At 73.7% G+C, this 12,676-nt stretch carries 12 protein-coding genes and 1 pseudogene; all 13 read left to right on the forward strand.

Going from position 1 to position 12,676, the window contains the following annotated elements; translation table 11 throughout:
• Window positions 1-5: 5 nt before the first annotated feature.
• The 13 genes and pseudogenes from ACGFI9_RS20970 (at window position 6) to ACGFI9_RS21030 (ending at window position 12,552) form a co-directional block, all read left to right on the forward strand.
• Window positions 6-1,112: a hypothetical protein gene (locus ACGFI9_RS20970; protein WP_393180018.1), complete on the forward strand. Its 1,107-nt coding sequence runs from the start codon at window positions 6-8 to the stop codon at window positions 1,110-1,112.
• 206 nt (window positions 1,113-1,318) lie between these two features.
• Entirely contained in the window at window positions 1,319-3,910 is a 2,592-nt protein-coding gene (clpB, locus tag ACGFI9_RS20975) for an ATP-dependent chaperone ClpB (RefSeq protein WP_393180020.1), read from the forward strand.
• A 142-nt stretch (window positions 3,911-4,052) separates the two neighbouring features.
• Window positions 4,053-4,430 carry a hypothetical protein gene (locus tag ACGFI9_RS20980; protein ID WP_393180021.1) on the forward strand — a complete coding sequence of 126 codons (378 nt, stop codon included), beginning with the start codon at window positions 4,053-4,055 and terminating at the stop codon, window positions 4,428-4,430.
• Between the two features lie 91 nt (window positions 4,431-4,521).
• Window positions 4,522-5,151 carry a DUF4178 domain-containing protein gene (locus ACGFI9_RS20985; protein ID WP_393180023.1) on the forward strand — a complete coding sequence of 210 codons (630 nt, stop codon included), beginning with the start codon at window positions 4,522-4,524 and terminating at the stop codon, window positions 5,149-5,151.
• A gap of 2 nt (window positions 5,152-5,153) precedes the next feature.
• Window positions 5,154-5,645, forward strand: coding sequence for a DUF2617 family protein (locus tag ACGFI9_RS20990; protein ID WP_393180025.1), 492 nt, complete (start codon window positions 5,154-5,156; stop codon window positions 5,643-5,645).
• Window positions 5,642-6,067 (forward strand): DUF4247 domain-containing protein, encoded by a 426-nt coding sequence (locus tag ACGFI9_RS20995; protein WP_393180026.1) that lies wholly within the window; start codon window positions 5,642-5,644, stop codon window positions 6,065-6,067. Before ACGFI9_RS20990 ends, ACGFI9_RS20995 begins: the two co-directional genes overlap by 4 nt.
• A 35-nt stretch (window positions 6,068-6,102) precedes the next feature.
• Window positions 6,103-6,525, forward strand: a complete 423-nt coding sequence (locus tag ACGFI9_RS21000; RefSeq protein ID WP_393180028.1) for a DUF350 domain-containing protein — start codon at window positions 6,103-6,105, stop codon at window positions 6,523-6,525.
• The gene (locus ACGFI9_RS21005) at window positions 6,525-7,364 is read left to right on the forward strand and encodes a hypothetical protein (RefSeq protein ID WP_393180030.1); all 840 of its coding nucleotides are present in this window, start codon (window positions 6,525-6,527) and stop codon (window positions 7,362-7,364) included. The genes ACGFI9_RS21000 and ACGFI9_RS21005 overlap by 1 nt, the downstream gene beginning before the upstream one ends.
• Entirely contained in the window at window positions 7,361-8,929 is a 1,569-nt protein-coding gene (locus tag ACGFI9_RS21010; protein ID WP_393180031.1) for a polyamine aminopropyltransferase, read from the forward strand. The genes ACGFI9_RS21005 and ACGFI9_RS21010 overlap by 4 nt, the downstream gene beginning before the upstream one ends.
• A 37-nt stretch (window positions 8,930-8,966) precedes the next feature.
• Entirely contained in the window at window positions 8,967-9,959 is a 993-nt protein-coding gene (locus tag ACGFI9_RS21015; RefSeq protein ID WP_393180162.1) for a hypothetical protein, read from the forward strand.
• Between the two features lie 85 nt (window positions 9,960-10,044).
• Window positions 10,045-10,773: a hypothetical protein gene (locus tag ACGFI9_RS21020; protein ID WP_393180033.1), complete on the forward strand. Its 729-nt coding sequence runs from the start codon at window positions 10,045-10,047 to the stop codon at window positions 10,771-10,773.
• 73 nt (window positions 10,774-10,846) lie between these two features.
• Window positions 10,847-11,458: pseudogene (locus tag ACGFI9_RS21025) on the forward strand (hypothetical protein); the annotation flags it as partial.
• Between the two features lie 284 nt (window positions 11,459-11,742).
• Window positions 11,743-12,552 carry an SDR family NAD(P)-dependent oxidoreductase gene (locus tag ACGFI9_RS21030; protein WP_393180035.1) on the forward strand — a complete coding sequence of 270 codons (810 nt, stop codon included), beginning with the start codon at window positions 11,743-11,745 and terminating at the stop codon, window positions 12,550-12,552.
• Window positions 12,553-12,676 lie beyond the last annotated feature (124 nt).

Here is a 12,676-nt window from a genome sequence, read left to right on the forward strand (position 1 = left end):
CGTGAATGGGCCGGCCCGCGAGCCACAAGGTCATCATCCTGCTGCTCCTGCCACTGCTGGCCGGCTGCTCGATCGGGGACGTCCGCCGGCCGCCGCCGGACCGGAGGTCCGCGTCGCCCCGGCCGGCGGTCAGCACGCCGGCGCCGCGGCCGGTCGCCGACGTCGACGAGGTACGCCACGTCGGGGTCGCCGTCGCTGAGGGGTACGGCCTGCCGCACGTCGAGTTCGTCGACGCCGAGCACGCGTACGCGCTCTTCGCCATCTGCGACGGCCGGCCGCCCGGCCGGGACTGCCCGGCGCTGCTCTTCGCCACCCGGGACGGTGGCCGCTCCTGGCGCGCGCTGCCGCATCCCCGCCCGGTGGCCGAGAACCAGCAGTTGTACGCCCCGAACGGCCTGCTGGTGCTCGGTGCCGAGCCCTTCGGCTGGTACGCCTCGACCGACGGCGGCGCCACCTTCACCCACTACCCGGGAATCGCGCCGCCGCCCGGGCTGACCGGGCCGGACGGCCGGTTCCAGGTGACCGACGACGGCGGCGGGCGGGTGACCCGGTGGGACGGCCGGCGGCTCCGGCCGCTGCCGGTGCAGCCCGGACTGCCCCGGGTGCAGAGCGCGGTCGAGGCCCGTGACCTGCTGGTGGCGGCCGGTGCGGACGACGCCGGCCGCCCATACGCTGCGGTCTCGGCCGACCAAGGGCGGAGCTGGGAGCGGACGCCGGTGCCGGCGCCGGACGGCGCGGTGGGTGTGGTCCGTGCGATGCGTGCGCCTGACGGCGAGCCGTGGCTGGTCGGGGAGCGACCTGACCGGCGGGGCTTCCCGGCGCTCTGGCGGTGGCGGGGCGGGTGGGAGACGGTACGGGCGGACGGCCACCCGGACCGGATCGTGTCGGCGGTGCCGGTTGGCGACGGCCGGGTGGCGGTGACCGGCCCGGACGGGGTGGGCATCGTGGTCGACGGCCGGTACGCGCGGGTGGACTGGCCGGTCGGGCCCGAGCACTACCTGCAACTGCTCGGCGACGGGACGCTGTTGGCCCGGGCACCGGACGAGATCGTGCTGAACATCGGCCCGGTCGGCAACCGCCGCTGGATCAGGCTGACCCTGACCCGGGACTGACGACCGGCCGCCGAGCCCCAGCCGTGATCGTTGGCAGCTCAGCGACTCGACACGCCGAGAAGAATGCAGCCTGGCCGTCAAGGATCATGGCCCTGCCTCACTCCACCTGGCGGGGTAGTGATGGGGGTCACACCTTCGGAGTTGAGCGGAATAGACTCAACTCTGGTTGTGTCCTTCCCAGTGGACACGCCGATCCAGGGGAGCCCATGAACACGGAACGCCTCACCACCAAGAGCCGCGAGACCATCACCGGTGCCGTCGCGCTGGCGAACCAGCGCGGTCACGCCACCGTGGAGCCCTGGCACCTGCTGCTGTCGCTGCTGGACACGGAGGGCTCGACCGCCGCCGGCCTGCTGCGCGCCGTCGGGGCCGACCCCGCCGAGCTGCGCCGGGTCGCCCAGCGCTCGGTCGACGCGCTGCCCGCCGCGCACGGCTCCAGCATCGCCGAGCCGACCCTGGCCCGCGAGTTCGTCAACGCCATCGGCGCCGCCGAGCAGATCGCCCGGCCGCTGGGCGACGAGTACACCTCCACCGAGCACCTGCTCGCCGGCCTGGCCCGGGTGGGTGGCGCGGTCTCCGTCGCGCTGAAGAACTCCGGGGCCACCGAGGAGAACCTGGTCGCCGCCTTCCCGACCGTCCGCGGTGGGGACCGGCGGGTCACCACCGCCGACCCGGAGCAGACCTACCAGGCCCTGGCCAAGTACGGCGTGGACCTGACCGCCAGCGCCCGCGAGGGGAAGATCGACCCGGTCATCGGCCGGGACTCGGAGATCCGCCGGGTGATCCAGGTGCTGTCGCGGCGTACCAAGAACAACCCGGTGCTGATCGGTGAGCCCGGCGTCGGCAAGACCGCCATCGTCGAGGGCCTCGCCCAGCGCATCGTCGCCGGTGACGTCCCCGAGTCGCTGCGGGACAAGAAGCTGGTCTCGCTCGACCTGGGCGCGATGGTGGCCGGCGCGCAGTACCGCGGCCAGTTCGAGGAGCGGTTGAAGTCCGTGCTGGAGGAGATCAAGAACTCCAACGGCCAGGTCATCACCTTCCTCGACGAGCTGCACACCGTCGTAGGCGCCGGCAAGGGTGAGGGCTCGATGGACGCCGGCAACATGCTCAAGCCGATGCTGGCCCGCGGCGAGCTGCGGATGGTCGGCGCCACCACGCTGGACGAGTACCGCGAGCACATCGAGAAGGACCCGGCGCTGGAGCGCCGCTTCCAGCCGGTGCTGGTCGGCGAGCCGACCATCGAGGACACGATCGGCATCCTGCGCGGCCTCAAGGAGCGCTACGAGGTGCACCACGGCGTACGGATCACCGACGCCGCGCTGGTCGCCGCCGCCTCCCTGTCGGACCGCTACATCACCGACCGGTTCCTGCCGGACAAGGCGATCGACCTGGTCGACGAGTCCGCGTCCCGGTTGCGGATGGAGATCGACTCCCGTCCGGTCGAGGTCGACGAGATCGAGCGGGCGGTGCGCCGGCTCGAGATCGAGGAGATGGCGCTGGCCAAGGAGCCCGACGCCGCCTCCGCCGAGCGGCTGGAGCGGCTGCGCAAGGAGCTGGCCGACAAGCGGGAGCAGCTCACGGCGCTCTCCGAGCGCTGGCAGCTGGAGAAGAGCCACATCACCAAGCTCTCCACCGCGAAGGAGGAGCTGGAGCGGCTCGGCGGCGAGGCCGAGCGGGCCGAGCGCGACGGCGAGCTGGAGCGTGCCGCCGAGCTGCGGTACGGCCGGATCCCGGCGCTCAAGGCCGAGCTGAAGCGGGCCGAGGAGGAGTTGGCCCGGCTCCAGGCCGACGGCGCGATGCTCAAGGAGGAGGTCGGCGCGGACGACATCGCCGCCGTGGTCGCCTCCTGGACCGGCATCCCCGCCGGCCGGCTGCTCGAGGGCGAGACCGCCAAGCTGCTCCGGATGGAGGAGTCGCTGCGCGAGCGTGTGGTCGGCCAGGCCGAGGCGGTCGCCGCGGTTTCCGACGCGGTCCGCCGCGCCCGGGCCGGCGTCGCCGACCCCGATCGCCCGACCGGCAGCTTCCTCTTCCTCGGGCCGACCGGCGTCGGCAAGACCGAGCTGGCCAAGGCGCTCGCCGAGTTCCTCTTCGACGACGAGCGGGCCATGGTCCGCATCGACATGAGCGAGTACGGCGAGAAGCACTCCGTCGCCCGCCTGGTCGGCGCCCCGCCCGGCTACGTCGGCTACGAGGAGGGCGGCCAGCTCACCGAGGCGGTGCGTCGCCGGCCGTACTCGGTGATCCTGCTGGACGAGGTGGAGAAGGCCCACCCGGACGTCTTCGACGTGCTGCTCCAGGTGCTCGACGACGGCCGGCTCACCGACGGCCAGGGCCGCACGGTGGACTTCCGCAACGCGATCCTGATCCTCACCTCGAACCTCGGGTCGTCGGTGATCAGCGACCTGACGCTGACCGAGGACGAGCGCCGGGAGGGGGTCCTCGCGGTGGTCCGGTCGCACTTCAAGCCGGAGTTCCTCAACCGGCTCGACGACATCGTGGTGTTCGCCGCCCTCCAGGGCGAGGATCTGCGGGCCATCGTCGACATCCAGCTGGACCGGATGCGCCGCCGGCTGGCCGACCGCCGGCTCGGCCTGGCGATCACCGACGCCGCCCGCCTGTGGCTCGCCGAGCACGGGTACGACCCGATCTACGGGGCGCGTCCGCTGCGCCGGCTGGTCCAGTCGGCGATCGGCGACCAGCTCGCCAAGGCGCTGCTGGCCGGCCAGATCCGCGACGGCGACACGGTCAAGGTCGACCTGGCCGACACCAGGGACGCCCTGACGGTCACCCCCGCCTGACCGACCCGGCCGGGGTCCCGCACCACGCGGGACCCCGGCCGTTTCCGTCGATCATGAAGTTGTTGTCACGACACGCCGTGCGGCGGGCGACAACTTCATGATCAACAGGGTCGGATGGCATGGCGGCGGGCAGTAGGGAGGCATGTTGGGGATCGGGAAGAAGGACCGGGAGTTGGAGGCGGCCGTCCGGGAGCTCGCGGGGGCGGACACGCTCGCGTTCGGCGGGGTGGGAATCGCGTCGCAGATCCTGCCGGCCACGGACGCGTACCGCTATGTGGAGCGGGTCCTCCAGGAGCATCCGGCGGAGGCCCGGAAGAAGGTCGACTGGCTGCTCACGCACGGATCGCCCGCCGGCAAGGCGTACGCGGCCGCGCTGCTGGACACCGTCGACCGGGCCGCCGGCCGGGCGGCCTGGGAGCGGCTGCGCCACGACGACGGCGAGTTCACCACGTTCAGCGGCTGCGTGATGGGCCGCGCCACCCTGCGCGAGTACGCCACCGAACGCCTGGCCGGGACCTGATGTAACTGTTCACTCACTCAGTGAGCGGGGCTTCGGCACGCGTGCGCCGGGTTGTTACCGTCTCCGCCGACGCACGTGGGGAGGCGGGGTCGTGGACGGAACGTTGGCGTACCTGGTGGCGGGAGCGGGATGCCTGCTCGGGGTGGCCGGGGTCGTGATCGCCGTGGTGGCGCTGACCAGGGCCCGGTCCAAGGCACGACCGCAGACCCCTGGTGACCCGTTCCGCGACCGGGACGCCGACGCGCTGCGCGGCGACCCCCGCACGCTCAAGCCGGGCGACATCGTGGAGATCCGCCAGGTGTCCTACACCGTGCGCGGCTCGGTGCACCTGGTCGAGGGCGGCTGGAGCTGGGCCGAGCACCTGCTCGACGACGCCGGTGGGGTGAAGCGCTGGCTCTCCGTCGAGGAGGACCCGGACCTGGAGCTGGTGCTCTGGACCGGCGAGCCGTCCGCCACCGTCACCCCCGGCGCCCCGACGCTGGAGATCGCCGGCCGCCGCTACCAGTGGGACGAGTCCGGCCAGGCGAAGTACACCGCCACCGAGGGCACCGGCCTCGACCCGCGCGGCACCATGCGCTACCACGACTACCAGGCCCCGGGCGGGGCCAGGCTCTCCTTCGAGGCGTACGGCGAGGCCGGCTGGGAGGTGAACCTCGGCGAGCAACTGCACCGCGCCGAGGTGATGATCTACCCGCAGGGCGGCCCCGAGACGGTGGCCTGAACGTGCTGGTCGACCTGGTCGCCCCGTACGTCGACACCCGCGCCGCCGACCTGAGCCTCAGCCTGGGCGGCCCGGATCGCCCGGCCCTGCACGTCCGCGAGCTGACCCTCCCGGGCGGCCTGCGGCTGCGGCTGCGCCTGCTCGGCGCCTCGCACCAGGTGGTCTGCGGCGACCTGACCGAGACCGTCGCCTGCCTGCCCGGGCGCGTGCCGCACCTGCCCGACACCCTGCACGACGAGAGCGCCGGCTACCGGTTCACCGCCACGGTGCTCCGGCCCGCCGGGGACGGCCTGCGCACCCGGGTCGCCGCGCTCCGCGCCGAACTGGCCGACGACCCGTACGCGCTGGTCGGCGTCTTCCCCGGGGACGTCGACGCGGTCACCGCGCTCTCCGTACGCCCCGACCCGCCGGACGGCTCGGTGGCCTGGCGCACCTGGCACGCGTATCCCCAGACCAACGAGCTGGTCCTGACCGAGACGGTGGTGGCACGGTGACGTACCGACGGTGGTTCGTGGTGGGCGTGGCGTTCGCCGTCATCGGCGCGCTGGTCGCCGCCTTCGCCATCTTCTACGGCAACTTCTCGCCCCGGGGCTACGTCGAGGACCGCTACACCCGCGCCGCCGGCCGGGACATCGGCAGCGACGCGATCGCGTACACCTCGAACCAGACCCCCAGTCAGGTGGCCAAGGACGTCACCGACGCCTGGCAGCCGGCCGACCAGTACGTCGACGGCAGCGGCGTCTACCTGCGCTACGACGACGACTCGGTGGTGATCCTGCCGATCGCCGCCGGCTCGGTGATCCTGCTGGAGCGGCTGGGCACCGCGTATCCCCGCTACCACTCCCGGGTGGGCAACCACTGGGGCTGGGGCCGGGGCAGCACGGTCCGCGGTGGCGGACCCGGCGCCGGCAAGTGAGCTGACCCCTCCCACCTGAGAACCCTGGAGTCCCTGTGCAGACGCTGGTCACCGATCTGCTGGTCACGCTCGCCTACGGCGTGGTCGGTGTCGTCCTGATGGCCGTCGGCTACGTCCTGGTCGACGTCGCCACCCCCGGCAAGCTCCACGAGCTGATCTGGGTCAACCGCAACCGCAACGCGGCGCTGCTGCTCGCCTCGAACCTGGCCGGCGTCGGCACCATCGTGGTCGCCGCCATCGTCGCCAGCGCGGACGACTTCGTCCTCGGCCTGGTCGGCGCGGCCGCGTACGGCATCCTCGGGCTGGTCATCATGGCGGCGGCGTTCCTGCTGCTGGACATGGCCACCCCGGGCCGGCTCGGGGAGATCCTGGTCGACCCGGAGCCGCACCCCGCCGTCTGGGTCTCCGCCGTGGTCCACCTGGCCACCGGCGCGATCATCGCCGCCGCGATCAGCTGATGGCCGCCGCGAAGCCACCGGCGACGAAGCACAAGGCCGCCATCTGGGTCTTCTGGCTGACCACCGGCCTGGTCGTGCTCGGCTGCGTCATCGCGGGCGTGCTCAACAACGACGGAAGCACCGACGTGCCGGCACCGGCTGCCGACGAGCGGGCCGACACCGTGGCGATCCTCCGGAGTTCCACCGCCAGCCAGGGCCTCTGCTACGGCTGGGTGCTCAAGGACTACTGGTCGTACGGCGACGACGTGATCAGCGCCGGCTCCAACCTCGGCGACGGGGTGCGGGTCGAGGAGAACCCGAGCTGCCCGCGGTGGGTGCAGGTGACCGCCACCATCCGCTACGTCTCGGAGAGCAGCGAGAGCAACGACACGGCCCAGGTCGAGGTGACCGGCTCCCCGGACATCGACTCCGCCGCGCTGGTTCGGATGCGCAGCGGCCTGGACCGGCTCGGGCTCACCGACGAGGTGTTCATCGACGATCCCGGCTGGGCGGCCACCCGGGCGGCCGTCATGCTGCCGCTGCTCGCCGTCGAGGCGGAGCTGGTCGAGGCGGTCGTCGCCACCCCGGCCCCGGGGCCGGCCAGCCCCTCCCCGCTGCCGGACGCCGGCAGCGACCTGCTGCGGGACCGCTGGGGCACCCTGCTCGCCGCCGTCGGGCTGCTCCTGTTCGCCGCGCTGCTGATCGGCGTGGGCGTGGCGAGCCGCCGGCGGGCGACTGCTCCGGGTCGCGGCGCGGTGCCCGACGCGCCGAGCCGGAGTGGTCGCAAGCGCCCGGGAGTCGTGCCCGCGCAGCGCGCCGGGGCGGACCCGGAGGCCCCGCGTACCCGGGAGCAGGCGTGACCACCGACGCGCCGGCGCGGCCGCGGTGGCGGCCGGCCCGCGCGGCGGTCCTGCTCGCCGTCTTCGTCTGCGCGGCCTGCGGCCTGGTGTACGAGCTGGCGCTGGTCGCGCTCGGCAGCTACCTGATCGGCGACGCGGTCGGGCAGGCGTCGATCGTGCTCGGCGTGATGGTCTTCGCGATGGGCGTCGGCGCGCTGGTGGCGAAGCCGTTGCAGTCCCGCGCGGCGGCGGCCTTCGCCGCGATCGAACTGACCCTCGCCCTGCTCGGCGGCCTCTCCGTGCTCGGCCTCTACGCCGCCTTCGCCTGGCTCGACCTGTACGGGCCGGCCCTGGTCGGCACCGCGTTCGTGCTCGGCCTGCTGATCGGTGCGGAGATCCCGCTGCTGATGGTGCTGCTGCAACGCATCCGCGAGCAGTCCGCCGGCAGCGCGGTGGCCGACCTGTTCGCCGCCGACTACGTGGGCGCGCTGCTCGGCGGCCTGGCCTTCCCGTTCCTGCTGATGCCGGTGTTCGGGCAGCTCAAGGGCGCGCTGGTGGTGGGCGCGGTGAACGCGGTCGCCGGCCTCGCGCTGGTCGGCACGGTCTTCCGCGCCGACCTGGGGGGCCGCGCCCGGCTCGCGCTCGGCGCCGGGTGCGTCGTGGTCGCCCTCTGCCTGGGGTACGCCTGGGTGACGGCGCAGGACTTCGAGGTGACCGCGCGGCAGCAGCTCTACCGGGATCCGGTGGTGCACGCCGAACGCAGCCGCTACCAGGAGATCGTGCTGACCCGGTCGGTACGGGAGATCGGCCACGCGGACACCGACCTGCGGCTCTTCCTCAACGGCGACCTCCAGTTCAGCTCGGTCGACGAGTACCGCTACCACGAGTCGCTGGTGCACCCGGCCATGCGCGGGCCGCGCGGCGAGGTGCTGGTGCTCGGCGCCGGGGACGGGCTGGCGCTGCGGGAGATCCTGAAATACCCGGACGTGCGCCGGGTGACCCTGGTCGACCTCGACCCGGCCGTGGTGCGGCTGGCGAGGACCGAGCAGCAGTTGCGCGAGCTCAACCACCGCTCGTTCGCCGATCCCCGGGTGCGGGTGCTCAACCTGGACGCGTTCGGCTGGCTGCGGACCGCCACGGAACGATTCGACGTGGTGATCGCCGACCTGCCCGACCCGGACGAGACCGCCACCGCCAAGCTCTACACCGTCGAGTTCTACGCGCTGATCCGCTCGGTCCTCGCCCCCGACGGGCGGCTGGTGGTGCAGGCCGGCTCGCCGTACTTCGCGCCCCGGTCGTACTGGTCGATCGAGCACTCGGTCCGCGAGGCCGGCTACGCCACGGTGCCGTACCACGTGGACGTGCCGAGCTTCGGCGACTGGGGGTACGTGCTCGCCGCGCCGGGCACCGCCCCGCCGGTGCTGGCGCTGCCCGCCGACGCGCCGCCGCTGCGCTTCCTCACCCCGGCGGTGCTCGCCGCGGCGGCCACCTTCCCCGCCGACCGGGCCCGGCTGGACGTACCCGCCTCCACGTTGTTGCAGCCCAGGGTGCTGGAGTACGCCCGTACGGAGTGGCGCGGCTACTAACGTCGGGATCATGGCACGTCGCCCGTCCCGCCGGTCGATGCCGCCCCGGGTCCTGGAGGCGCCGTCGTACCTCCAGGCGTTCGTCCTCTCCGGGGTGGTGACCGTGCTGCTCACCCGGGCGTTCCTCCAAGCGGCCGGGTACCCGCAGCTCGGTGGCGGCGGGCTGCACATCGCGCACGTGCTCTGGGGCGGGCTGCTGATGACCGCCGGCCTCGGTGTCGCGCTGGTCTTCCTCGGCAGCGCGGCACGCGTCATCGGCGCCATCCTCGGCGGGATGGGGTTCGGCCTCTTCATCGACGAGGTCGGCAAGTTCGTCACCGCCGGCACCGACTACTTCTACGCCCCGGCCGCCAGCATCATCTACGGCGCGTTCGCCCTGCTGGTGGTGATCACCCAGGCGATCCGCGGCCGGACCCGGCTCACCGGGCCGGAGCGGACGGCCAACGCCCTGTACACGGTGGTCGGGGGCCTCGGCACCGGCCTCACCGCGCGGCGCCGCGCCGCCGTGCTGCGGCTGGTCCGGGGCTGCGGCCCGGACATCGAGGAGGCGGTGGCCCGGCTGCTGGACGCGGTGCCCCGACGCGAGCCACCCGCCCCCCGGTTCTGGCAGCCCTGGTTCATCCGGGCCCGCCGGGCGTTCATCTGGGTGACCACGCACCGGTGGGTGGTCTCCCTCGTGGTCCTCTACGTGGTCGGCGAGCCGTTCGTCGTCGTGCTCAACGTCCTCCAGGAGGCGATCACCGGCCAACTGCCCGACCAGCGGGAGTGGGGCGCGGTGCTCGGGGTGGCGATCTCCGCGGCGATCACCGCGGTGCTCGCCATCCGCGGCGCGTTGCTGCTGCCCAGCAACCAGGTACGCGCCTTCCGGCTGTTCAAGCTCGCGCTCCTGGTGGACCTGCTGTTCGGGCAGATCTTCAGCTTCACGGTCAACCAGTTCGGCGCGGTCTTCGCGCTCGGCGTGGACCTCCTGCTGCTCGCGGTGGTGACCGCCGAGTACCGGCGGCTCTGCCGGCGGGAGACGTCCCGCTGAACCACCCGGCGAATCCCGGCCCGCGTGCCGTGCCGTCCCGGCCGGACCTGGTTACCGTGGTCGTGCTGCCCAGGGAAGGAGAATCATGGTCGATGCCTCCGGAACGCCGGCCCGCGCCCGCCCGGGCGTGGTGACGGTATCCAGCTGGCTGCTCATCCTCGTCGCCGCCATCCAGGTGGTGAACCTGATCCTGACGCTCGCCACCATCGGCACGGTCCGGGAGGTCCTGCGGGACGCCTACCGGGGCACCTCCGTCGAGCAGGCGGCCGACATCGCCTGGGTGTTCGGCCTCGTCGGGGCGGTGTTGACGCTGCTCCTCGCGGTCGCGCTCGTGGTGCTCGCGCTGTTGAACAACCGGGGCCGCAACGGTGCCCGGATCACCACCTGGGTGCTGGGCGGGATCCTGCTCTGCTGCACCGGCGGCAGCCTGGTGAACAACACGCTCGGCGGCACGATGGGCGGCGGCTCCACCACCGGTGACGTACCGAGCGGGCAGGAGATCCAGCGCCGGCTGGCGGACGCGCTGCCCGGCTGGTTCGGTCCGGTGAGCACGCTGCTCGGCGTGGTCGCCCTGCTCGCCCTGCTGGCGGCCCTGATCCTGCTGGCGCTGCCGGCGGCCAACGAGTTCTTCCGCAAGCCGCGCCAGCCGGTCTGGGAGCCGCCGGTCCCGGGTGCCGCCTGGCCGGGTCAGCCGCAGGCGCCCGGTTACCCGTCCGCGCCCGGCTACCCGTCCGCGCCCGGCTACCCGCCGACTCCGGGCCAGCCGCCGGAGTCCGGCGAGCGCCGCGAACCGGAGCCGCCACCCGGAAGTTGACTCCCCGGATAAGAGCGACGCCGACGATCCCTCCGAGTAGGTTGCAAGCCGACGCCTACCGGAGGGATTCGTCGTGTCGTACCCCGTTCAGGCCGCGCCCCGCCGTCCGGGGGCGGTCGTCTCGGCGGCGGCGCTGCTGCTGCTGATGGCGGTCGGCGCCGTGGCGTACGCGATCGCCGGCCTGGCCGTGGTCGGCGGCACGGTGACCCGGTTCCGTGCCGCGGCGAGCGCCACCGGGGCCGGCCAGCGCGAGATCGACGAGGTGGTGTCGGTGCTGCGCGGCTCCACGGTGCTGTCCGCCGTGGTCGGCGTGGTGATGGCTCTGGTGCTGGTCGGACTCGCCCTCGGTCTGCGCTCCGGTCGCTCCGGCGCCCGGGTGGCCACCTGGGTGGTCGCCGGCCTCGGCCTGTTCTGCGGCTGTTGCGGGCTGGCCGTGCTGGTCGGCCAGCGGGCCACCCCGTTGCAGGTCGGTGCCGACGGCCGGGCCACCGCCGAGTTGTTCGGCCGGCTCGCCGACGCGTACCCGGACTGGTGGATACCGGTGAACGCCACCCTGTCGGTGGCGCAGGTCCTCGGCTACCTGGTGGTCGCGGCGCTGCTGGTCTCCCCGGCGGCCGGTGCCTTCTTCCGCCGCGTCCCCGCCCCGGCCGGCCCCACCCCGCCCGCCGGCCCCACGCCTCCGGCCGGTCCCACCCCGCCCGCCGGCCCCACGCCTCCGGCCGGTCCCACCCCGCCCGCCGGCCCCACGCCTCCGGCCGGTCCCTTCCCGCCAGCCGGTCCCGTGCCGCCGGCTGGTCCCTTCCCGCCGGCCGGTCCGGTCCCACCGTCCGGCCCGGGTTACGGTCCCGCCTCCGCTCCGCCGGCCCACGGTCCCGCGTCGCCGTGGGCGCCGCCGCCGGGTCCGGTGTCGACCCCGCCGGCCCCGCCGCCCACCGGCCCGCAGCCGACCCCACCCCCCGAGGATCGTCCGTGACCGACGCACCCCAGCCCTCCCCGCGCCGCGCGCTGATCACCGGAGCCAGCCTGGGCATCGGCGAGGCATTCGCCCGCCGGCTGGCCGCCGACGGCTGGGACCTGATCCTGGTGGCCCGGGACGCCGGCCGGCTGGCGGCCACCGCCGCCGAGCTGACCGGCCGGTACGGCCGCCAGGTCGAGACCCTCTCCGCCGATCTGTCCACCGACGACGGCTGCGCCACCGTGGAGCGTCGGCTCGTCGCCGTCCCGCCGGTCGAGCTGCTGGTGAACAACGCGGGGATCAGCCTCAACACCCCGTTCGTCCGGTCGGCCGTCGAGGACGAGGCCCGCCTGCTCCGGTTGAACGTGCTGGCGGTGCTGCGGCTGACCCACGCGGCGCTCGAACCCATGATCGAGCGGGGCGGCGGGGCAGTGATAAATGTCTCTTCGGTTGCCGGTTTCGGAGTGCCGATGCCGGGCTCGACGTACTCGGCCAGCAAGGCCTGGGTGACAAATTTCAGTGAGTCGATCGGTCTCTCGGTGGCCCCGCTCGGCGTCCGGGTCATGGCGCTCTGCCCCGGCTACACGCGTACCGGCTACCACGAGCGGGCCGGCATCGACATGTCCCGTACGCCCCGCTGGCTCTGGCTGCGGGCCGACGACGTGGCCGACGAAGGGCTGCGCGACCTGCGAAGAGGCAAGCTGGTCAGCGTGCCGAGCTGGAAGTACAAGCTGGCCGTGGCGGGCCTGCGGCACGCTCCGCGCCGGCTGCTGCGGGGCGTCTCGCGGGACAGCCGCGGCCGGGTGGGGCGGGACGGCGGCTGACCGTCGGCCCACTGGACGGGCGTCCCGTCGCTGGGATCGGCGCCCGTCGGTCCCGAGGCGCAGTCGCACAGCGTAGTCGGACATAGCCACTCGTCGGTCGCCCGCAGGGTTGACCTGGGTGGAC

The organism is Micromonospora sp. NPDC048930, from assembly GCF_043197935.1.
Lineage (GTDB): Bacteria > Actinomycetota > Actinomycetes > Mycobacteriales > Micromonosporaceae > Micromonospora.